Annotated in this window: 21 protein-coding genes and 1 riboswitch; of the genes, 10 read left to right on the plus strand and 11 right to left on the minus strand. The window is 69.5% G+C overall.

Annotated features, from left to right (window positions below):
• Positions 1–23: 23 nt before the first annotated feature.
• Complete coding sequence (locus HC028_RS21945) at positions 24–566, minus strand: hypothetical protein (protein WP_168079280.1); 543 nt, start codon at positions 564–566, stop codon at positions 24–26.
• A gap of 208 nt (positions 567–774) precedes the next feature.
• Between HC028_RS21945 and HC028_RS21950 the strand changes: the two genes are divergently transcribed.
• Positions 775–1,221: an SGNH hydrolase domain-containing protein gene (locus HC028_RS21950; RefSeq protein ID WP_168079281.1), complete on the plus strand. Its 447-nt coding sequence runs from the start codon at positions 775–777 to the stop codon at positions 1,219–1,221.
• Between the two features lie 55 nt (positions 1,222–1,276).
• Here the strand turns inward: HC028_RS21950 and ppdK are convergent, their stop codons facing one another.
• Entirely contained in the window at positions 1,277–3,979 is a 2,703-nt protein-coding gene (gene ppdK / locus HC028_RS21955) for a pyruvate, phosphate dikinase (protein ID WP_168079282.1), read from the minus strand.
• A 214-nt stretch (positions 3,980–4,193) separates the two neighbouring features.
• Here ppdK and HC028_RS21960 point away from each other — a divergent pair, with 214 nt between their 5' ends.
• Entirely contained in the window at positions 4,194–6,398 is a 2,205-nt protein-coding gene (locus HC028_RS21960) for an ATP-binding protein (protein WP_168079283.1), read from the plus strand.
• Here HC028_RS21960 and dusB read toward each other — a convergent pair.
• On the minus strand, positions 6,387–7,505 hold the full coding sequence (gene dusB / locus HC028_RS21965) for a tRNA dihydrouridine synthase DusB (protein WP_275408274.1): 1,119 nt from the start codon (positions 7,503–7,505) through the stop codon (positions 6,387–6,389). The genes HC028_RS21960 and dusB overlap by 12 nt on opposite strands.
• A 22-nt stretch (positions 7,506–7,527) precedes the next feature.
• A complete protein-coding gene (locus HC028_RS21970) occupies positions 7,528–7,887 on the minus strand; it encodes a cupin domain-containing protein (RefSeq protein WP_168079285.1) in 360 nt (119 codons plus the stop codon).
• A 17-nt stretch (positions 7,888–7,904) separates the two neighbouring features.
• Here HC028_RS21970 and HC028_RS21975 point away from each other — a divergent pair, with 17 nt between their 5' ends.
• Positions 7,905–8,402 carry an XdhC family protein gene (locus tag HC028_RS21975; RefSeq protein ID WP_203981515.1) on the plus strand — a complete coding sequence of 166 codons (498 nt, stop codon included), beginning with the start codon at positions 7,905–7,907 and terminating at the stop codon, positions 8,400–8,402.
• Between the two features lie 159 nt (positions 8,403–8,561).
• Positions 8,562–9,680 carry a type IV toxin-antitoxin system AbiEi family antitoxin domain-containing protein gene (locus HC028_RS21980; RefSeq protein ID WP_203981514.1) on the plus strand — a complete coding sequence of 373 codons (1,119 nt, stop codon included), beginning with the start codon at positions 8,562–8,564 and terminating at the stop codon, positions 9,678–9,680.
• 151 nt (positions 9,681–9,831) lie between these two features.
• On the opposite strand, the gene HC028_RS21985 is transcribed toward HC028_RS21980, so the two are convergent.
• The 3 genes from HC028_RS21985 to HC028_RS21995 form a co-directional block, all read right to left on the minus strand.
• The gene (locus tag HC028_RS21985) at positions 9,832–11,211 is read right to left on the minus strand and encodes a glycine--tRNA ligase (protein WP_168079286.1); all 1,380 of its coding nucleotides are present in this window, start codon (positions 11,209–11,211) and stop codon (positions 9,832–9,834) included.
• A gap of 293 nt (positions 11,212–11,504) precedes the next feature.
• On the minus strand, positions 11,505–12,038 hold the full coding sequence (locus tag HC028_RS27160) for an Rv0361 family membrane protein (protein WP_203981513.1): 534 nt from the start codon (positions 12,036–12,038) through the stop codon (positions 11,505–11,507).
• 2 nt (positions 12,039–12,040) lie between these two features.
• Positions 12,041–12,382: an antibiotic biosynthesis monooxygenase family protein gene (locus HC028_RS21995; protein ID WP_168079352.1), complete on the minus strand. Its 342-nt coding sequence runs from the start codon at positions 12,380–12,382 to the stop codon at positions 12,041–12,043.
• A 55-nt stretch (positions 12,383–12,437) separates the two neighbouring features.
• Between HC028_RS21995 and HC028_RS22000 the strand changes: the two genes are divergently transcribed.
• From HC028_RS22000 to HC028_RS22025, 6 genes are all read left to right on the plus strand, one after another.
• A complete protein-coding gene (locus HC028_RS22000) occupies positions 12,438–12,698 on the plus strand; it encodes a DUF6703 family protein (protein WP_239075657.1) in 261 nt (86 codons plus the stop codon).
• A 75-nt stretch (positions 12,699–12,773) separates the two neighbouring features.
• Positions 12,774–13,697 (plus strand): metal ABC transporter substrate-binding protein, encoded by a 924-nt coding sequence (locus HC028_RS22005; RefSeq protein WP_239075656.1) that lies wholly within the window; start codon positions 12,774–12,776, stop codon positions 13,695–13,697.
• Between the two features lie 2 nt (positions 13,698–13,699).
• A complete protein-coding gene (locus HC028_RS22010) occupies positions 13,700–14,464 on the plus strand; it encodes a metal ABC transporter ATP-binding protein (RefSeq protein WP_168079355.1) in 765 nt (254 codons plus the stop codon).
• Positions 14,461–15,363: a metal ABC transporter permease gene (locus tag HC028_RS22015; protein WP_168079287.1), complete on the plus strand. Its 903-nt coding sequence runs from the start codon at positions 14,461–14,463 to the stop codon at positions 15,361–15,363. Before HC028_RS22010 ends, HC028_RS22015 begins: the two co-directional genes overlap by 4 nt.
• A gap of 13 nt (positions 15,364–15,376) precedes the next feature.
• A complete protein-coding gene (locus tag HC028_RS22020; RefSeq protein ID WP_239075655.1) occupies positions 15,377–15,709 on the plus strand; it encodes an ArsR/SmtB family transcription factor in 333 nt (110 codons plus the stop codon).
• Positions 15,706–16,095 carry a Fur family transcriptional regulator gene (locus HC028_RS22025; protein WP_168079289.1) on the plus strand — a complete coding sequence of 130 codons (390 nt, stop codon included), beginning with the start codon at positions 15,706–15,708 and terminating at the stop codon, positions 16,093–16,095. Before HC028_RS22020 ends, HC028_RS22025 begins: the two co-directional genes overlap by 4 nt.
• Before the next feature lie 47 nt (positions 16,096–16,142).
• On the opposite strand, the gene HC028_RS22030 is transcribed toward HC028_RS22025, so the two are convergent.
• From HC028_RS22030 to HC028_RS22045, 4 genes are all read right to left on the minus strand, one after another.
• The gene (locus HC028_RS22030; protein WP_168079290.1) at positions 16,143–18,095 is read right to left on the minus strand and encodes an acyl-CoA dehydrogenase family protein; all 1,953 of its coding nucleotides are present in this window, start codon (positions 18,093–18,095) and stop codon (positions 16,143–16,145) included.
• 83 nt (positions 18,096–18,178) lie between these two features.
• Positions 18,179–19,015 (minus strand): alpha/beta fold hydrolase, encoded by an 837-nt coding sequence (locus tag HC028_RS22035; protein WP_168079291.1) that lies wholly within the window; start codon positions 19,013–19,015, stop codon positions 18,179–18,181.
• Positions 19,015–19,722: a TIGR03943 family putative permease subunit gene (locus HC028_RS22040; RefSeq protein WP_168079292.1), complete on the minus strand. Its 708-nt coding sequence runs from the start codon at positions 19,720–19,722 to the stop codon at positions 19,015–19,017. The genes HC028_RS22035 and HC028_RS22040 overlap by 1 nt, the downstream gene beginning before the upstream one ends.
• Positions 19,719–20,768 (minus strand): permease, encoded by a 1,050-nt coding sequence (locus tag HC028_RS22045; protein ID WP_373314000.1) that lies wholly within the window; start codon positions 20,766–20,768, stop codon positions 19,719–19,721. Before HC028_RS22045 ends, HC028_RS22040 begins: the two co-directional genes overlap by 4 nt.
• Positions 20,769–20,890: 122 nt before the next feature.
• A riboswitch (TPP riboswitch) is annotated at positions 20,891–20,993 on the plus strand.
• Positions 20,994–20,999 lie beyond the last annotated feature (6 nt).

Here is a 20,999-nt window from a genome sequence, read left to right on the forward strand (position 1 = left end):
CCGGAAACACCGAAGTCCAAGCGTCACGGAGCGACGTCGAGCACTCCGTTGTCGTCGCGCCGCCACCGGCGACCGAGAATGTCCGCGAAGCGGATCTCCACCCGCATCTCCGCCGAGGGTACGAGCTTGACCGAGCCGTCCTTGTTGATGCGCTCGGGAAGGGGCGTGCCGGTGCTGAACTCCTCGTCGAAGCCGGCAATGATCTGCGGCTCGTCGGAGGGCGGCACGATGTGCAGCCGCCGGACGGCGCCCCACGCCGCGCCCTCGTCCCGGAAGATGATTTCCACGTTGTAGATCGGCATCGGCGACGAGTTGCGGACGGCCGCACCGACGACGCCGCGCTCGATCGCCTTCTGGAAGGTCTCACGCTCGCTGATCGGCCAGGCCGCGACGTACGTGGCCTGCTGGCGTTCACGGGCCTCCGCGCGAGCCGCGTCGGCCCGCTCCGCGGCGGTGAACGAAACTGCGAACGCGCTGTACGACCACCGCGCCGCGAGCGCCGCGAGCGCGAGCGCGCCTAGCGACACCACTACCAAAGCCCATGAGGGCACATCACCCCAGTTCACGTGGGTGAAAATAGCAAAATGTCCTAATCGGTGAGGCGCTTTCGCACTTCAAGGACAACGAAACCGCCAACGCGTTGTAGCCCCACCGCGCCGAGAGCCTGCGCCACGCCGGACACCGCACTTGCTCGATGCCCACCCGGCATCACAGCTATCGTCTTCGGTGCCTCCCCCCGCCACCACGCCAGGCGGTCCAGGCCATGGTCGCACCGTGGGGTACGACATCATCATCACCTCCGCGGCACGGCACAAGACCGGCGCCGACAAGGAGGCGGTGGCCAGGGACTTCGCCGCCGCGTGGCAGCCGGCGGCCGCCCGAGGCACCAAGATCATCGTGGTCGCCGACAACCCCGGCGTCTCCGGGTCCGCCCTCCAGTGCGTCACCCGCCTCGGGTTCTCCGTGAAGAAGGACAACTGCGCAACCCCGGTGCGGGAGGCATTCGCCGTGGTGGATCCCCTGCTCAAGGCATCCACCCTGGTCAAAGGTGCGTCGCTGGTCGACCTTCGGTCGTTCTACTGCGACGCCTCCAGTTGCCCCATGGTCATCGGGAACGTCATCGCGTACCAGGACACCGTCGGCCACATCACCGGGACGTTCAGCCAGACCCTCGGCCCGTACCTCGCCGACGCCATCAAGCGGGCGGCCAGGCTGCGATGACGCAGGCCCGGTCATCACCCTACGCCGTGGAATCGACCGGGGTCACCGGCTGCGGTCACCGGCTGTCGGAGCCGCCCGACGCCACCGCGGCCCGGCCCGCCTCGAGCCGGGCCACGGGGACCCGGAACGGCGAGCAGGAGACGTAGTCGAGGCCGGCCTCGTGGAAGAAGTGCACCGAGTCGGGGTCGCCACCGTGCTCGCCACAGACGCCCAACTGAAGGTCGGGACGGGCGGCCCGGCCCTCCTTGACCGCGATCTGCACAAGCCGCCCAACCCCGTCGCGGTCGATCGACTCGAACGGCGAGACCCCAAAGATGCCCAACTCCAGGTACCGGGAGAAGAATGCGGCCTCGACGTCGTCGCGGGAGAAGCCCCACGTCATCTGGGTCAGGTCGTTGGTGCCGAACGAGAAGAACTCGGCTGCCTGGGCGATCTGGCCGGCATTCAGGGCTGCGCGCGGCAACTCGATCATGGTGCCGATCATCACGGGCACCTCGACCCCGGCCTTGTCGAAGACGTCGCGCAGGACCTTCTCGGCCTCCGCGCGTACGGTCTCCAACTCCTGCACGGCCCCGACCAGCGGCACCATGATCTCGGGGCGCGGGTCGCAGCCCTCCTGGCGGCACTGCGCGGCGGCTTCCGCGATCGCGCGAATCTGCATCGCGAACAGGCCGGGGATGACCAGACCGAGCCGTACGCCGCGCAGGCCCAGCATCGGGTTCTGCTCGTGCATCCGGCGGACGGCGACCAGCATCACCCCGTCCTTGCCCGGGTCCTTGTGGAGCGCCTCGGCCACCGCAACCTTGGCGGCCAGGTCCTCCAGGCCGGGCAGGAACTCGTGCAGCGGCGGGTCGATCAGGCGCACGACCACGGGCTGCCCCTTCATCGCCCGGAAGATCTCCAGGAAGTCGGCGCGCTGCAGCGGCAGCAGCGCGTCCAGCGCCGCCTGCCGGTCGGCCTCGGTCTCGGCGAGGATCAGCCGCTCGACCAGTTCCCGCCGGTCCCCCAGGAACATGTGCTCGGTGCGACACAGGCCGATGCCCTGGGCGCCGAAGCGGCGAGCCCGCGCGGCGTCCTCGCCGGTGTCGGCGTTGGTCCAGACACCGAGGCGGCGCACCGAGTCGGCGTGGGTGATGATCCGGTGCACGGCCGATACGAGAGGGTCGGACTCCGGCCCGGTCTCGCCTTCGAAGTACCTCACGACCGGCGAGTCCTGCACCGGTACCTCACCGAGGTAGATCTTGCCGCTCGTGCCGTCGATCGAGATGACGTCCCCTTCGGAGATCGTCTGGCCATTCACCGTGAACTTCCGGCCCTCGAGGTCCACCTCCAGCGCCTCAGCCCCGCACACGCAGGTCTTGCCCATGCCGCGGGCCACCACGGCGGCGTGCGAGGTCTTGCCACCCCGGCTGGTCAGGACACCCTGCGCGGCGATCATGCCGGGCAGGTCGTCCGGGTTGGTCTCCCGGCGTACCAGGATGACCTTCTCGCCCTGCTCCCCGAGCTCAGCGGCGTAGTGCGAGTCGAAGACGGCCTTGCCGACCGCGGCGCCCGGCGAGGCGGCGACGCCCCTGGCGACCGGCTTGTGGTCGCCGTCCGTGGCGAACGTCGGGAACATCAACTGAGCGAGCTGGGCGCCGTTGACCCGGTTGAGGGCCTCGTCGAGGTCGATGACACCCTCGTCGACCAGCTGGGTGGCGATGACAAACGCGGCGGCCGCCGTCCGCTTGCCGACCCGGGTCTGCAGCATCCACAGCTTGCCGCGCTCGATGGTGAACTCGATGTCGCACAGGTCCTGGTAATGACCTTCGAGCGTGGCCATGATCTGTATGAGCTGCTCGAAGCTGGCCTTGTCGATCCGTTCGAGCTCCTGCAGCGGGACCGTGTTGCGGATGCCGGCGACGACGTCCTCGCCCTGCGCGTTGGCCAGGTAGTCGCCGTACACGCCCTGCTCGCCCGTTGCGGGGTCGCGGGTGAAGGCGACGCCGGTGCCGGAGTCGGCGCCGAGGTTGCCGAAGACCATCGCGACCACGTTGACCGCGGTGCCGAGGTCGGCGGGGATGCGCTCCTGGCGGCGGTAGAGCACGGCCCGGTCGGCGTTCCACGAGTCGAAGACCGCATGGACGGCCAGGTCGAGCTGCTCGCGCGGGTCCTGCGGGAAGTCGCGCCCGGTGTGCTGAGAGAAGATCTTCTTGTACTCGTCGACCAGCGCCCGCAGGTCGTTGCCGTCCAGGTCGAGGTCGTTGTGGGTGTTCTTGGCGCGCTTGGCCGCCTCCAGGGCGCTTTCGAACGCCTCGCCCGGCACCTCGCACACGGTCTTGCCGAACATCTGGATCAGGCGGCGGTAGGAGTCCCAGGCGAAGCGCTCATTGCCTCCGGCCTGGTTGGCGAGGCCGTGCACGCTGGCGTCGGTGAGCCCGACGTTCAGGACGGTCTCCATCATGCCGGGCATCGAGAACTTGGCGCCCGAGCGGACCGAGACCAGCAGGGGGTCCTCGCTGTCGCCCAGGCGCTTGCCCATCTTGGCCTCGAGTGCCCGCAGGTGCTCGCCGACCTCGTCGGCCAGGCCGTCCGGCTCGGTGCCATCGGCCAGGTAGGCGCGGCACGCCTCGGTGGTGATGGTGAAGCCCGGGGGCACCGGCAGCCCGAGGTTGGTCATCTCGGCGAGGTTCGCACCCTTGCCGCCGAGCAGATCCTTGAGGTCCTTGTTGCCTTCTTCGAAGTCGTACACGTACTTCGCCGTCTGCTGCTGTGCCACGACTACCTCCAAGGACCCACCGACGTCAGGGCAATGCGCAAGCTGCGTACTACCCAGTAGGGCGTCAGGCTAAATCGGCTGTGACGATCTTGGTTAGGCCAAGTGACCCTTCACATATCCGTTGTTTTCCAAGCGTGCGAACACGCTCTCGGAAGCGCTCCCACACGCACGAATACGCACGAAATCAGCGAGGAACTTCAGGATCGCCGCCACCGTGCCGATTCCGGCATACGTGGGCAATAGGCAGACCGTACGGCTGCGGCGGCGGTGGCGCTCGGGCGTCTGGTGCGCCGGTCTCATCACCGTCCTCGGCGTGTCCGCCTCCCTGATCGGTGCCGCCGCCCTCGCCGAGGCCGACCGGGACGCCAACCGCCAGGCGGCGCAGCGCCGCGTCGCGCTCGCCCAGCGCGCGTTCACCGACGAGATGCAGCGCTACATGGACACGATCGGCCTCGTCGCCGCAGCGGTCGGTACCCAGCCCCACCTCACCCGGGACGACTACCAGACGCTGACCCAGCCACTGATAAACGCCAAGCTCGTCGGCTCGACCGGAGTCGCGTTCGCGGTCGCGGCAACCGACGACCAGGTCCCCGCCGTGCAGGAACGGTGGCGCGGCCGAGGCGCGCCCGCCCTGGAGTTGCGCCCGGAGGGCAGCGGCCGGGAGCACTTCTTCACCATCTTCAACCGGTCGCTCGACGGCACCCTTCCACCGCCGGCCGGGGTCGACATGTCGCAGGCGGCCGAGCCCGCCGCAGCCCTGGCCGAGGCGCGGCGCAGCGGGGTCACCACCCTGTCCCGGCCGTACCTGCTGCTGCGCGACCGCAACCTACCCGCGGAAAAGCGGCAGTGGTCGTTCGTCCTGGCCGCTCCGGTGCTCGGCCCGCCCGACGCCACCGGCAACCGGCCGTTCATCGGCTGGATCGTCACCGGCCTGCGCGGTCAGAACTTCACCGCCGCCATCCTGCGCGACTACACCGACGGACTGCGCGAGGCGACGCTCTACGCCCCCACCACCGACGGCAGCAAGCTCCGCGTCGCCGGGCTTCGCCGCGGCTCGGTCTCCAGTTCCGACCTCCACGAAGAGGTCGTCATCCCGGTCGCGCAGCAGACCTGGACCCTGCACGCCACCGCCCCCTCCCGCGGCAGCAGCCACCTCCCGCTGTGGGTCGCCGCCGGCGGCAGCCTGGTCACCCTGGCCCTGGCCGTACTCATCCTGGTCCTGATGACCGCCCGGGACCGGGCGCGCCTCCAGGTGATCCGCGCGACCCGGCGCCTCGAATCCGACCTCGCCAGCCGGAAGATCATGGAGGCGCAGCTACGGCACGCCCGCGACGCTCTCGAAGCATCGCAGTCGTACCTGACCGGGCTGCTGGACTCGATCGACGTCGCCGTGATCGCCTGCGACAACTCCGGCCGGGTGACGTTGCGAAACGCGTACGCGCGCCGCCACGGCCCCTCCGTGTCACTCACGAAGCTGGACGGCAGCCCACTGGCCGAGGACGAAATGCCGTTGGACCGCACCCTGCGGGAGGGCTCGATCGACGAGCTGGAACTGCGCTGGCACGGCTCCGGACGCCGGCCGCCGATCATGCTCACCCACGGCCATACGCTGCACGCCCCTGACGGCAGCCGCATCGGCGCCGTCATCACCGGGTACGACATCACCGAACTGCGCGACCACGAGCGGGAACTCGCCGGCTTCGCCGCCGTCGCCGCGCACGACCTCAGGGCGCCGCTCGCCGTCATCGCCTCCTACGCCGAGTTGCTGGCCGCCGACAGCACCGGCGAAGCCGCCGAAGTGCTCAGCCGCATCACGGCCGGCGTCGAGCGGATGCGCGCCCTCATCAACGACCTGCTCGCCTACGCGAGCGCCCGCAACGCCACCGTCGACTCGGTCAACGTGGACCTCTGCGAGATGGTGTCCGACGTCGTCACCGCCCGGACCGAGCACCTGAAGCTGACCGCCGGCGATCAGCTCCCGGACGTCTACGTCGGGCCGCTGCCGGCGGTCCACGCGGACGCGGCGATGGTGCGCCAGCTCGTCGACAACCTGGTGGGGAACGCGTTGAAGTACGTCCGCCCCGGCCAGGCCGCCCGCGTGGACATCACCGCCAGCGAAGACGACGGATGGGTACGGGTGGAGCTCGCCGACCGGGGTATCGGCATCCCGGCCGCAGAGCGGGACACGATCTTCGCCCCGTTCCACCGGGCACACCCCGAGCACCGCTACCGCGGAACCGGCCTGGGCCTGGCGATCTGCCGGCGAATCGTGGACCGGCACGGTGGGCAGATCGGCGTGACCGCCAACGCGGGCGGCGGCAGTCGCTTCTTCTTCACGCTGCCGGCCGCCGTCACCCGCCCCGACACCCCGACCGCAGCCCCGGCTCCGGCTGCGGATCCACTGACGTCAGCCGCCTGAGTCGGCCAGCTCGGCGCCGTCGGGGACGCCGTCGGCGTCCGGGTCGGCCAGCCACCCGTCCGGCAGCGCAACCTTGCCCGGCGAGTTGGTACGCCCGCGCGGCTGCCCCAGCGTCTCGACCGGGTACGGCGTCGCCGGGTCGAGCTTGCCCAGCAGGTCGTCCAGCTCGACGAGGCTGCTGATCATCGCTAACCGCCGGCGCAGTTCGCTGCCGACCGGGAAGCCCTTCAGGTACCACGCGACGTGCTTGCGGAAGTCGGCGCAGCCGTGCGGCTCGTCCCCTAACCACTCCACGAGCAGTTCGGCGTGGCGGCGCATGGTCGCGGCGACTTCGCCGAGGTTGGGCAGCACCCGTTCGGTCCGCCCGGCGAACGCGGCGGCGAGGTCGGCGAACAGCCACGGCCGGCCCAGACACCCACGCCCGACCACCACGCCGTCCGCGCCGGTCTGCTCGACCATCCGCAGCGCGTCGTCGGCCTCCCAGATGTCGCCGTTGCCGAGCACCGGGATGTCCAGGTGGGCCTTGAGATCGGCGATCGCCTCCCAGTCGGCCTGTCCGGAGTACCGCTGCGCCGCCGTCCGCCCGTGCAGGGCCACCCAGGCCACCCCGGCGTCCTGCGCGATCTCGCCCGCGCGCCGGTACGTCAGATGGTCGTCGTCGATGCCCTTGCGCATCTTGACCGTCACCGGCACGTGCTCTGCCGCCTCGACCGCGCGTCTCACGATCCGCTCGAACAGGCGGTGCCGCCACGGCAGCGCCGAGCCGCCGCCCTTGCGGGTCACCTTAGGCACGGGACACCCGAAGTTGAGGTCGATATGGTCGGCTAAGTCCTCTTCGACGACCATCCGCACCGCCTGGCCGACGATCTCCGGGTCGATGCCGTACAGCTGTAAGCTGCGAGGACGCTCATCCTCGGAGAACGCGAGCATCCGCATCGTCTTGGGGTTGCGCTCGACCAGCGCCCGGGTGGTCACCATCTCGCAGACGTACAGGCCGGCCCCGTGCTCGCGGCACAGCTTGCGGAAGGCGATGTTGGTAATGCCGGCCATCGGGGCCAACACGACGGGCGGCTCCACCTCATAGGGGCCCAGGCGCAGGGATTTCACGTCGTCAAGCTTGCCATGATCATCACAGTTCCCGGCGCGGCGCGGTGAGCTCCCCACCGGCATCGCCCGTGTTGATCACCTCGCGGGGCTCGAAGAGCAGGATCTCCGTCTCCACCGCGGCGTACGGCTGGTGCTCGACCCCGGCGGGGACGACGTAGACCTCCCCTTTCCTGAGCACCACGTCGCCGGCGTCCATCCGGATCGTGAGCTCTCCGTCCAGTACGAGAAAGAACTCATCGGTGTCGGCGTGCTGGTGGCGGACGAACTCGCCGAGCACCTTGACCAGACGCACGTCGTAGTCGTTGACCGTGGCGACCGTGCGCGGCGACCAGTGCTCGCCGATCAGGGCGAGCTTCGCAGCGAGATTGATCTCCTTGGACATGCCCTTACGCTAGCCGTATGTCGACCGCGCTGCCCGACCCCGCATGCGAGATGGCCCATGGCGCCCCGCCTCCTTTCGCGGAGACACGCACCCTGGTGGCGGTCTTCGCCTCACCGGTCGCGTCCTACCTGCTGCACTTCGCCCGCGACCTCGGGTACGCGACGGTACTGGTCGACCCGGCCGACGCTCAGGCTGTTCCCGCCCTCGACCCGTCGTTCGTCGACCCGACGACCGACATCGTCGTCACCGACCACGACCGTCCCGAACTGGGTTCGGTGCTGCATTTGGCGCTCCGCCTGCCGGCGCGCTGGATCGGCGTGATGGGCAGCCCCCGGCACCCCGCTCCCCACGTCGCGGCGCTGCGTGACCTCGGCGTCGCCGACACCGACATCGCCCGGATCCACCGGCCGATCGGGCTCAACATCGGCTCACGCACCCCGCCCGAGATCGCCGTGGCGACCCTCGCCGGCCTGATCGCCGACCGAAACGCCCGCCCCGGCGGGTTCACCTGGTAGCCGGAGCCCGCCCACTCCACCCACTCCGCCCACTCCACACCCCGCTCCGCCCACTCCACACCCCGCTGCCAAAAGGGGCACCTTCTTGCCGCCCCCGCGCCAGAAAGGTGCCCCTCTTAGCGCCTGGCCGCTAAGAGGGTTCCCCTCCCGACCAACGGGGTGCCATACCAGATCAACCGCATGCAGGAGCGCTTTTCCACATCCACCCTTGCTACCCACAGCTCGCGGGATAGGGATGGCGACGAACGGGCGACTGCCGGAATTCTGTCGGCCATGACGATTGCTGTGCCGGGAGCGGCCGCCCCGAAAGTGGATCTCGACCAACTGGTGACAAGACAGCGCGGGATAGTAAGCCGACCGCAAGCGCTCGCGGCGGGGCTTGACGACGGGGTGATCCGGCGGGAGCTACGAAACGGCCATTGGCAGCGCCTGCTTCCCGGCATTTATGCGACATTCAGCGGAGCGGTAACTCTTGAACAGAGGCGCTTGGCCGCCACCTTGTACGCGGGACCGAACGCCCAAATCACCGGATTGGCAGCTCTCGTGTGGCACGGTTTTCGACATCTGCCCGACGATAAGTGCCTGCATCTGCTCGTTCCGCACTCCACCCGACGCATGTCCCGCGGCTTCGTTCGAGTTCACCGCACGCACCGACTCGACCCGTACGCACGGGAAAGTAATGGGTACAGCGTCTGTTCAGTCGCCCGGTCGGTCGCCGACGCATGCCGGTACCTGGATGAACTCCGTAGTGTGCAAGCGATCGTGGCCGAGGCAGTTCAGCGGCGGCTCGTAACGACAGAAGCGCTGCGCCGCGAACTGGAGCTAGCTGGAAAAAGTCGCACCCGACTATTACGCCAGGCGCTGAGCGACATTTCCGTTGGGGTCCGGTCGGTACCCGAAATTGAGTTCAAGAACGTCCTCGGCCGGAGCCCGCTACTAAAGAGCATCTTGTGGAACGCACGGATCGTTACGGACGCCGGAACACCCCTACCCACACCCGACGGCTGGATCGACGAGGCGGGCATTGCGTTGGAGGTGGATTCCCGCGAGTACCACCTCAGCCCTGAGCAGTGGCAGAAAACGATGCGCCGGCACAACATACTCACGTCGCACGGTGTCCTCGTCCTACACTTCACGCCCTCAGAGATTCGTAGCCGCCCTACCCATGTCCGACAGGTGGTCGAGCAGGCGTATCGCGAGCGCATCGCGCAAGGAGCGAGAGGCAGCGCACGGCTCGCCTCCCCTCTTGGTCAAGAGGGTGCCCCTGTTCCCGCATAGGCGGCTACAGGGGCACCCTTTTGGCGAAAGGCGCGCAGTAGGGGCACCCTTTTGGCGAAAGGCGCGCAGCAGGGGCACCCTTTTGGCGAAAGGCGCAGCCGGGGCACCCTCCTGGCGAATAGCGCGAATAGGGCGCCCTCCACCAACAAGCTCAGCAGCCGGGCAGGCGCTCCAGCAGGTAACGCTCGACGTTGTCCAGGGAGACCCGCTCCTGCGTCATCGTGTCCCGGTCGCGCACCGTGACGGCGTTGTCCTCGAGCGTCTCGAAGTCGACGGTCACACAGAACGGGGTGCCGATCTCGTCCTGGCGCCGGTAGCGGCGGCCGATCGCCTGCGAGTCGTCGAACTCCACGACCCAGCGCTTGCGCAGGTCAGCGGCGAGCCCGCGCGCCTTCGGCGAGAGGTCGGGGTTGCGCGACAGCGGCAGCACGGCCACCTTGATCGGCGCGAGCCGCGGGTCGAAGCGCATCACCGTGCGCTTGTCGATGCCGCCCTTGGTGTTGGGCGCGGTGTCCTCGTCGTACGCCTCGAGCAAGAACGCGAGCACCGCCCGGGTCAGACCGGCGGCCGGCTCGATCACGTACGGGAACCAGCGCTCGCCCTTCTCCTGGTCGAAGTAGGACAGGTCGACCCCGGAGTTCTTGGAGTGCGTCCGCAGGTCGAAGTCGGTGCGGTTGGCCACACCCTCCAACTCGGAATACTCGCTGCCACCGAAGCGGAACCGGTACTCGATGTCGACCGTGCGCTTCGAGTAGTGCGAGAGCTTCTCCTTGGGGTGCTCGAAGAGGCGCATGTTCTCCTCGGACAGGCCGAGGTCGCGGTACCAGTTCCAGCGCTCGGTCAGCCAGTACTCGTGCCACTTCTCGTCAGTGCCGGGCTCGACGAAGAACTCCATCTCCATCTGCTCGAACTCACGCGTACGGAAGATGAAGTTGCCCGGGGTGATCTCGTTACGGAAGCTCTTGCCCACCTGGGCGATGCCGAACGGCGGCTTCTTGCGCGCCGAGGTCTCGACGTTCTTGTAGTTGACGAAGATGCCCTGAGCGGTCTCGGGCCGCAGGTAGTGCAGGCCCTCCTCGCTCTCCACCGGGCCGAGGAAGGTCTTCATCAAGCCGTTGAACATCCGCGGCGGGGTGAAGGTGCCCTTGTTGCCGCAGTTGGGGCAGTTGATCTCACTGAGGTCCGCCGGCGGCCGGCCATGCTTGGAGGCGAACGCCTCCTCCAGGTGGTCGGCCCGGAAGCGCTTGTGGCAGGACTGGCACTCGGTCAGCGGGTCGACGAACTCGTCGACGTGGCCGGACGCGACCCAGACCTGGCGGGACAGGATGACGGCCGAGTCGAGGCCGACGATGTCGTCGCGCTGCTGGACCATGGTCTTCCACCACTGGCGGCGGACGTTGTCCTTGAGCTCGACGCCGAGCGGTCCGTAGTCCCAGGCAGAGCGGGTGCCGCCGTAGATCTCGCTGGACGGGTAGACGAAACCGCGGCGCTTGGCGAGGCTGACAACGGATTCGATGCGATCGGCGGCCATGGAAAGAATTCCTCCTACGAACGTCGGGTGCGACGTGCGGCTTGTGCCGGTCGACCCGAGGCTCGCCGGCTGGCTGTCGGCGGTTGTTCCGGGCCACCAGGCGAAGCCCCGCGGACCGGAATGACCGAAGACCAGACTGAGCGACAGAGCAAAAGTGACACCCTGAACCCAGCCAGTCAGTCACGGTCTGCTGCTGAGCAGACCAGGAGACCGGTCAAGCGTACGGCTACCACCGCCGGCCAGCACAAAGATTAACGCGCGCGCAATGATCGGCTCTCGCTGCCCCCGGCGGATCAGATGCCCTTGCAGATACGTAGCTCCTGGTCCCCGGACTCCTGGCTCAGTTCGAAGGAGCGCCGTATCGTCGCGCCGTTGGAGTACGTGATGTCCGCCGGTACGACGATCGCGTTGCCGATCTGCGGCTGATCGACCACGTAACTCGTGATCCCGGGTCGCGCCTCCTGCTGCGCCGCGAACTCGGTCGAGGTGATCTTCCGCTTCAGGCTGGAGCACACGTACCCGTAGGCGGTCTCGTAGTCGCCGGTCTCCACCGCGTCGAGGTAGTCGTGTACGACCTGGGTGGCCTGCGTCTCGACCTGCTTGTTGGCGCCGACCACGAGAATCCCGAAGCCGGCGAGTCCACCGATACAGCAGAGGACGAGGGCGAGCGCGCCGACGCCGAGACCGATCCACAGCCCGCGCCGGTTCCGGTCGGTGGGCGGTGCCGTGAAGGGCGGCGTGACACCGGGCCCCGGCGGCGGCGCCGGCACGCCGGGCGACCCCGCGTCAACCGGGGACGGGGTGCCGGACTCGCCGGGTGTGTTCATGGTCATGATCGTAGTGCGGGGCCGTCGGCGCGGTCGCTACCGCCGACCACCACCTGGCCACCGGGCTCGGCCGCGGCGAGCACCTCGTACGCCGACGGCTCGTCGAGCGCCTCGGCGAGCAGTGGCGTGGCGTGCAGTTTCACCTCGTACGACGACAGCGCCCGCCGGTACGCCCCGACGGATTCCCACCCGGTGACCATGGACCATGTCTCAGGCTCGTCGATGGCCCGGCCGAGTTGACCGCTCACATACCCCGGGCGGGCCGCGAGAGCGGCGAGCGCAGTATGGGCGCGTTCCCGGAACGAATCGGGGTCGGTCACTACGAACCTGGTCACCACCAGCACTGCCGCCTCCATGCGGGAAAGTAAGGTACGACATCGAGGATACGGAGGTGCGATCGTGGCATCGCGTGGCACACAGGTGTTACTGGCGCGCCTCAGCCAGCTGAATCCAACGACGGTGTTCCTCGCCACTGCGGCGCTGGTCCTCGCCGGCCTGCTGGCGCCCCGCCCGTTCGGCGGGATCCTGCTGCTGGCGCTCGCCGCGACACTGGCCGCCGTCCTGTCGGTCACCTGGAGCCTGCGCCCGCCGCACATCCGCGCGAGCCGCGTGGCGATCCTCGCTCTGCTGGTGATCCTCGGGGTCTCCCGCCTGATCTGAGGGCACGAGCATGAAGCACCGAGCTGGACAGATGCGTTTTTGACAATGATTGTCGTTAGCCGTCACAGTGGTGTCATGATTCGCTCTCGCCCGGCCTCTCTCGCCGCAACGGCCGCGATGGCCACCCTGACCTGCCTCCTCACTGCCTGCGGCACCGGATCCTCAGCGGGTGCCAGCGGCAGCGGATCCGACGGCAAGAAGCAGGTGACCGTCGCCTTCTACCCGCTGCAGTTCGTCACGGAACAGGTCGGTGGCGACCGGGTCCAGGTAACAAACCTGGTTAAGCCGGGCGCAGAGCCGCACGACCTGGAGCTTCAGCCCAAGCAGGTGGCCGACCTCGGCAAGGCCGATCTCGTGGTCTACCTGCGTGGCTTCCAGCCCGCGGTCGACGACGCCGTGGATCAGCGGGCCAAGCAGAACTCGTTCGACGCGGCCGCCGTGCAGTCCCTGCAGGACGCGCCTGCGGGTGGCGAGGATCACGGCAAGGACGCGCACATCTGGCTGGACCCGACCCGTCTCGCCGCCGTCGCGGACAAGGTCGCCGACCGGCTGGCGATGATCGACTCGGCGCACGCCGCCGACTACCGCTCCCGCGCCTCCACCCTGCGCACGAAGCTGGAAGCGCTCGACAAGGAGTACACAACGGGCCTCGCTCAGTGCCAGCGACGCGAGATCGTGACGAGCCACGCCGCGTTCGGTTACCTCGCGTCGCGCTACAAGCTCACCCAGATCCCGATCACCGGACTCAACCCGGAGGAGGAGCCGAAGCCGCAGCACCTGACGGCGGTGGCCAACCAGGCGCGGCATTACAAGGCCACCACGATCTTCTTCGAGACGCTGGTCAGCCCCAAGGTCGCCGAGACCGTCGCCAAAGAGGTAGGCGCGAAGACGGAGGTGCTCGACCCGATAGAGGGCATCGAGGAGGGTTCCTCGGAGGACTATGTTTCAGTAATGCGTTCCAACCTGACCAAACTGCGTCCAGCCCTAGGCTGCTCGTGACCCTGCCCCATCCCGTCGTCGCCGTCGACGACCTCGTGGTCGTCTACGGCGGCCGCCCGGTACTGCGTAGCGTCACGCTCCACGTGGCGGCCGGCGACGTCGTCGCGATCCTCGGCGCCAACGGCTCCGGCAAGTCCACCCTGATCAGAGCCGTCCTGGGCCTGCTCCCCCCGCGGCAGGGTGAGGTGCGGCTGTTCGGCACGCCGCTGCGCCGGTTCCGGGACTGGCGCCGCGTCGGATACGTCCCGCAGCGCCTCGACGCGAGCGGCGGCGTGCCCGCGACCGTCCACGAGGTCGTCGCGTCGGGCCGGCTGGCCCGGCGCGGCTTCCTGCGCCCGAACCGGCAGGCCGACCGCGACGCGGTCGCCGCCGCGCTGGCCGACGTGGGCCTCACCGACCGGGCAGGCGATGCGGTGGGCACCCTGTCGGGTGGGCAGCAGCAGCGGGTACTGATCGCGCGGGCCCTGGCCGGCGCGCCGGACCTGCTCATCCTCGACGAGCCGACCGCCGGTGTCGACGCCGCCAGCCAGGAGTCGTTCGCGGTGACGCTCCGGCGGTTCGTGGGCCGCGGCGGCACGGTGCTGCTGGTCGCGCACGAACTCGGTCCGCTCGCGCCCCTCATCGGTCGCGCCGTGGTCGTACACCACGGCGAGATCGTCCACGACGGCGCCGTGCCCGAACCGGCCGGCCACCACGCCGACCCCGACCACGAGCACGTCCATCCACACGCGCCGTACGACCTGCCGGGACTGTGGGGCACCCCGTGAACCTCTTCGCCTACGACTACATGGTCCGCGCCCTCATCGGGGCGACGATCATCGGCCTGGCCGCGCCGGCCATCGGCATCTACCTCGTGCAGCGCCGGCTGTCGCTGATCGGCGACGGCCTCGGCCACGTGGCGCTCACCGGCGTCGGCCTGGGCCTGCTCACCCAGCATTCCCCCGTTTGGACCGCCGTTGTCGTCGCCGTTCTCGGCGCGGTCGCCGTCGAACTGGTACGCGAGCGCGGCAAGGCCTCCGGCGACGTCGCCCTCGCGATCCTGTTCTACGGCGGCATCTCCGGCGGTGTGGTGCTCACCAACCTGTCAGCGTCCAAGAGCAGCCGCAGCCTCGTGTCGTACCTGTTCGGCACGCCCCTGACCACCTCGGCCCAGGACCTGGTCGTGGTCGGCATCCTCGGTGCGGTCGCCCTCACGGTCGCGCTGCTGCTTCGCCCCTGGCTGTTCGCCGTCTCCCACGACGAGGAGTTCGCGCGGGTGACCGGACTGCCCATCCGGCTGCTCAACCTCACGCTCGCGGTCACCACGGCGGTGACCGTGACGGCCGCGATGCGTACGGTCGGGCTGCTGCTGGTGAGCGCCCTGATGGTCGTACCGGTGGCGACCGCGCAGCAGATCACCCGCGGTTTCCGGGCGACCATGTACCTCGCGATGGCTCTCGGCGTCAGCGCCTCGGTGGCCGGCATCGGGGTGTCCTGGCAGGCCGACAGCGCCACCGGGGCGACGATCGTGCTCCTGTCCATCGTGGCCTTCGTCGTGGTGACCGTCGGGGCCGGCGCGGCCCGCCGGGTCCGCGCGGGCAGACCGTCCTCGGCGCGCCGGCCGCAGGATGGCGCCACGCCCGACGACGCGGCCGCCGAACCGCACGAGGTTGTACTGGGCCGCTGATACCGTGGCGCACGTGACAACGGACGGGTACGAGGCCGCGGGCGAACTGCTCCGCGCCCTCGCCGCGCCGCTACGCATCGGGATCGTGACCGAGTTGGCCGCGGGCCCTCGCTGCGTCCATGAACTGGTCGACACCCTCGGAGCGGCGCAGCCCCTGGTCTCCCAGCACCTGCGCGTGCTGCGCGGCGCCGGGATCGTGCGGGGCCTGCGCCGGGGCCGCGAGATCACCTACTCGTTGACCGACGAGCACGTGGCACACATCGTCGCCGACGCCATCAGCCACAGCCGGGAGACCCGCGACGAGGCCGACCGGGAGGCGTATGAGGCCCAACGGGAGGCGCTATGACTCCAGGAGCGCGTAACACCCGGCAGCGGGGCGCGGTGAGCGCGCTGCTCGCCGAGGTCGAGGGGTTCCACAGCGCCCAGGAACTGCACGCCATGCTGCGTTCCCGGGGCGACACGGTCGGCCTGACGACCGTGTACCGGACGCTGGTGGCCCTCGCGGACGCCGGCGAGATCGACGTGATGCAGACCCCGAGCGGCGAGAGCCTGTACCGGCGCTGCAGCGACGGGCACCATCACCACCTGGTCTGCCGCTCCTGCGGGCGGACCGTCGAGGTCCTCGGCCCGGCGGTGGAGAGCTGGGCGGAGAAGGTCGCCGCGCAGCACGGGTACGCCGACGTGAGCCACACCCTGGAGATCTTCGGTACGTGCCCGGCCTGTAAGTCCTGAGATCTTGGGGAGTTTGACGTCGCCGGCGAGGTCAAACTCCCCAAGATTCATGACTGAGAAAACCGGCGGCGCACGTCGGATACCTCGGACGGTCCGGCTTGCCAGCGCGACACCCAGGGACCGCTGTCCGGGGCCGCCACGATGCCCGCCTCGAGTCCCGCGTACCGGCCGGCGACGACCCGCTGGGCGGCCACCACGTCCACGTCGTCGGTGTTGTCCCAGAGCTCGGCGAACAGCCGCTCGACCCGGCCGTGGGCCTGCTGGCAGAACAGGTCGGCCAACTCCAGCCCCTCCGGCCGCTCGGCCGCTTCGCTGTGGGCCTTCACGCAGGCGGCCGACATCGCGTACAGCTCGGCGCCGATATCGACGACGCGCCCGAGGAAGGCCTGCTTGCGCTCCATCTTGCCCTGCCAGCGCGCCATGCCGTAGAACGTCTCGCGCGCCAGCTTGCGCGATGCCCGTTCCACCGCTCGGAGGTGCCGGGCGAGGTGCCCGAACTCCGCGAACGCCGAGGGCGCCTGGCCCTTGCCGACGACGAGGGTGGGCAGCCAACGGGCGTAGAAGCCACCGGCTCGGGCCGCCGCGCGAGCCTTGCGGCCGAGCTTCGCCTCCGGGTCGATGATGTCGCCCGCGACCGACAGGTGGGCGTCCACCGCTTCGCGGGCGATGAACAGGTGCATGATCTCGGTTGAGCCCTCGAAGATCCGGTTGATCCGCAGGTCCCGGAGGAGTTGCTCGGCCGGGATGCCCCGCTCGCCACGAGCGGCGAGGGAGTCCGCCGTCTCGTATCCGCGGCCGCCCCGGATCTGGATCAGCTCGTCGGCGACCTGCCAGGCCAGCTCGCTGGCGTACAGCTTGGCCAGCGCGGCCTCGATGCGGATGTCGTTGCGGTCGTCGTCGGCCAGCCGGCACGACAACTCCAGCATCGCCTCCATGCCGTACGCGGAAGCGGCGATGAAAGCGATCTTCTTCGCCACCGCCTCGTGCTTGGCGACCGGCAGGCCCCACTGCACCCGTTCGGCGGCCCACTCGCGGGCCACGCCAAGGCACCACTTGGCCGAACCGACGCACATGGCAGGCAGCGACAGCCGCCCGGTGTTCAGCGTGGTCAGTGCGATCTTGAGGCCCTGGCCTTCGCGACCGATGACGTTCTCTTTCGGCACCCGCACATCGTGGAACCGGGTGACGCTGTTCTCCAGGCCGCGCAGGCCCATGAAGGAGTTGCGGCGCTCGACGGTGATGCCGGGCGAGTCGCCCTCGACCACGAATGCGGTGATCCCGCCCCGGTGCCCCTCGGACGGCAACACCTGCGCCATCACGACGAGCAGCGTCGCGAGGGTGCCGTTGGTGGCCCACAGCTTCACGCCGCTGATCAGGTAGTCGCCCTCCGGCGTGAGGGTGGCGGTGGTGGACAGCCGCGCCGGGTCGGAGCCGACGTCGGGCTCGGTGAGCAGGAACGCCGACACCTCACCGGCCGCCAGGCGCGGCAGGAACTTCTGCTTCTGCTCGTCGGTGCCGAACAGCTTCAGCGGCTGCGGCACGCCGATCGACTGGTGGGCCGACAGTAGCGCCCCGATCGCCGGGCTGACCGAGCCGACCAGCATCAGCGCGCGGCAGTAGTCCCAGTGGGACAGGCCGAGCCCGCCGTACTTCTTGTCGATCTTCATGCCGAACGCGCCGAGGTCGGCCAGGCCGGCCAGCACGTCGTCGGGGATGAGGGCGTCGCGCTCGATCTGCGCGCCGTCGACCTTTCCCGTCAGGAACTCGCCGAGCCGTTCGAGATACTCGTCCGCCGCCGCGGACCGCTCGGCGTCGGGCTGTGATGGTGGATTGATCAGATCGAGCATGAACCGGCCGAGGAACAGTTCCTTGCCGAAGCTCGGCCGGCGCCACTCCTTCTCGCGGGCGGCCTCGGCGACCTGCCTGGCCTGCCGCTCGGAAACCTGGGTCGGGCCGCCGTCGGGCGCATTCGCCGCTGACCGGCTGCGGGTCGTCGTCATGGCCACCCCTTTGTGAGTACGGGAGCCTTGCGCGTCTGGGTCTCAGGCTACCCGGCGGTGTTACCCACCGGTAGACGCGCTATTCATGATCTCGTAACCGCTCGGTCGATCACTGCCTCGGCGACGGCGCCCGGGACCTGGTCGGCCATCCAGTGACTGACCCCGGGCAGCTCCACGAAGCGGTACTCCCCCGTGACCTCGCGGGCACAGTTGCGCGCGGCCACGCGGCCGACCGCGACGTCGCCGGAGCTCCAGACGTACGTCGTGGGCACCCCGACCTTGCCGGTCCCACCGCGCCCCAGAAACCGCATCGCCCGGTACCAGTTGAGCGCGGCGGTCAGCGCCCCCGGCGCCCGCAGCGGCGCGACGTACCGGTCGACGCCGGCCGCGTCGAGCCCCGAGCCGGCGAACACCTCCCGCAACCGCCGCGCGTCGTCGGCGAGCAGCAGGTCCTCTGCCCTGCCGGCGCTGCGGAACAGCAGGATGTACCGCGAGCGGCGCAGTTGATCGAAACTGGTGAGCAGGGCGCGGGTGTACGCGCGCGGGTGCGGCACCGACAGTGCGGTCAGCGTGCGTACCCGCTCCGGAAACCGCGCGGCCAGCCCCCAGCCGACGACGGCGCCCCAGTCGTGGCCGACGACGTGAGCGCGGTCGACGTCGAGGGCGTCGAGGATCGCCACCGCGTCGGCGACGCACTCGGACTGGGCGTACCCGGATACCTCCGGCGGCCGGGCACCGGGTGAGTAGCCGCGCTGGTCAGGCGCGATCGTGCGGAGGCCCACGGCGTGCAGCGCCGGCGACACGGCGTCCCACATCCCTGAGTTCTGCGGGAACCCATGCAGCAGCAGGACCGGCGCGCCGTCTTCTGCGCCGCCCAGGGTCACGTCGAAGCGCAGCCCGCGCGCGTCGATCGCGCCCATCAGGATTCGTACTGCTCGTTGGGTGCCGCAACCCGCTGGAGATCGACGACCTCGAGGTACGGGATCGTCTCGCCGTTGATCTCGTCCTTGACCTTCTTCTCGGTGTACCGGCCGGTCACCTCCAGCCAGGTGTCGGGCTTGAGGTCGGCCGGGACCTGGCCGGCGAGCCCGACCTTGATCGGCCGGGCGTCGGCGGCGCAGCAGGTCAGGATCATGCGAGCGAGGTACGGCGCGCCGTCCGCGCCCTTCACCACGAAGCCCCGCAGCTGCACCTTCCGGTCGCCGAGCGACCGCCCCTCGTCGAACACCGCCCGGCTGGCGTAGTCGAGCACGCTGATTTGCACCGGGTCGCCCTGGGGCAGCGGCGGGAAGTCCGAAACCTGCTGCAGGGCGGTGCCGGCACGGCTGGCCGCGTACGAGCCGAGCGCCGGCGGCGAGACCAGCAACAGCGCGAACACCGGCAGGATCAGCAGCCAGGCGACCCGGGGCTCGTGCGAGTGCCCGTGACCGTGGTCGTCGTCGGTTTTACTGCCGCGGAACTCGTACCACAGCGTCATGAGGGCGGCGATGACCAGCAGCGCGCCGGCCGCGATCAGGAACGGGCGCAGCCCCTGCTTGACGTAGCGCAGGTACATGTCGGTGAGACTGCTGCGCAGCACCGCGCCACCAACGAGCAGCAGCACGACAGCCTGGGCCTGGCGGTTCACAGCAGCACCACCCCCACGAGGACCGACACGACGATGGCCATGACGAACGTGGCCGGGGCGAACCTGGTGGCGAACCGGCGGCCGAAGATGCCCGACTGCATCGCGAACAGCTTGAGGTCGATCATCGGACCGACCACCAGGAACGCCAGCTTCGCCGTCATCGAGAACTCCCGTAGCGACGCGGCGACGAAGGCGTCCGCCTCCGAACAGATCGACAGGACCACGGCGAGTACGGCAAGGGTGAGCACCCCGAGCACCGGGTTCTCACCGAGCGAGCGCATCCACTGCTGCGGTACCAGTACATTGATCGTCGCCGCTGCCATGGCGCCGAGGACGAGATAGCCACCGGCGTGCATCACGTCGTGCCGGGCGGCCGCCCAGAACGCCGCCGGCTTGCTCATCCCGGCCAGCTCCGGCCGGTGCGGCAGCTTGATCCACTCGGTCTTACCCAGCTTCAGCCACAGCCAGCCCATCGCGCACGCGGTCAACATGCTGGCCAGCGCACGGGCCACCACCATCTTCGGCTGCCCGGGAAACGCCACCGCCGTCGACGCCAACACGATCGGATTGATCGCCGGCGAGGCCAACAGGAACGCCAGCGCCGCCGCCGGCGTCACGCCACGCCGTACCAGCGCGCCGGCGATCGGCACCGATCCACATTCACAGCCCGGCAGCACCACGCCGGCCGCGCTGGCCACCGGCACGGCGAGGGCCGGATGCCTCGGCAGCGCCCGCGCGAAGAACGACGCCGGCACGAACACCGCGATGACCGCCGACAGCACCACCCCGAACACGAGGAACGGCACCGCCTGCGTCATCACCGACACGAAGACGGTGGTCCAGGTCTGCAGCCCGGGCGCGGACAGCGCCCGGCTGAGCGGGGCCCGGAACACCACGACGAGCACGAGGACGGCGGCGAGGATCTCGACCGAGCCGACCCGGCCGCGCAGCCCGCGCGGGGACGGGCGGGACGGCGCGTCGACCGCAGGCGACGGTGGATCGGCGACGGGCAACTCTCGCTGTTCGATGCGATCGGGAGCTGCCACGCGTTCGATCCTTAAACCTCGAAGCCGGGCGGACGCCGACAGCGTACCCTTCATCCGCACTGGAGTGGGCGAGCCTGATACATCCCAGGTCAGGCCTACTGTTACCGTCGATTCGACAACTTCACATCCGACAGGGGAGCGCACAGCGCTGAGAGTGCGGCACGCCGCAGACCCTCGAACCTGATCTGGGTAATGCCAGCGCAGGAAGTTCGGTCAGACTCCGCGTAGCGC

The sequence above is a fragment of the Planosporangium flavigriseum genome (genome assembly GCF_011947225.1).
GTDB classification, from domain to species: domain Bacteria; phylum Actinomycetota; class Actinomycetes; order Mycobacteriales; family Micromonosporaceae; genus Planosporangium; species Planosporangium flavigriseum.

Bases quoted from the DNA above. Each gene is read 5' to 3' on its own strand.
- HC028_RS21970 (WP_168079285.1), bottom strand. From the start codon at position 7,887: ATGTCCAAGGAGATCAATCTCGCTGCGAAGCTCGCCCTGATCGGCGAG.
- HC028_RS21975 (WP_203981515.1), top strand. From the start codon at position 7,905: ATGTCGACCGCGCTGCCCGACCCCGCATGCGAGATGGCCCATGGCGCC.
- HC028_RS21985 (WP_168079286.1), bottom strand. From the start codon at position 11,211: ATGGCCGCCGATCGCATCGAATCCGTTGTCAGCCTCGCCAAGCGCCGC.
- HC028_RS27160 (WP_203981513.1), bottom strand. From the start codon at position 12,038: ATGAACACACCCGGCGAGTCCGGCACCCCGTCCCCGGTTGACGCGGGG.
- HC028_RS22005 (WP_239075656.1), top strand. From the start codon at position 12,774: ATGATTCGCTCTCGCCCGGCCTCTCTCGCCGCAACGGCCGCGATGGCC.
- HC028_RS22025 (WP_168079289.1), top strand. From the start codon at position 15,706: ATGACTCCAGGAGCGCGTAACACCCGGCAGCGGGGCGCGGTGAGCGCG.
- HC028_RS22030 (WP_168079290.1), bottom strand. From the start codon at position 18,095: ATGACGACGACCCGCAGCCGGTCAGCGGCGAATGCGCCCGACGGCGGC.
- HC028_RS22035 (WP_168079291.1), bottom strand. From the start codon at position 19,015: ATGGGCGCGATCGACGCGCGCGGGCTGCGCTTCGACGTGACCCTGGGC.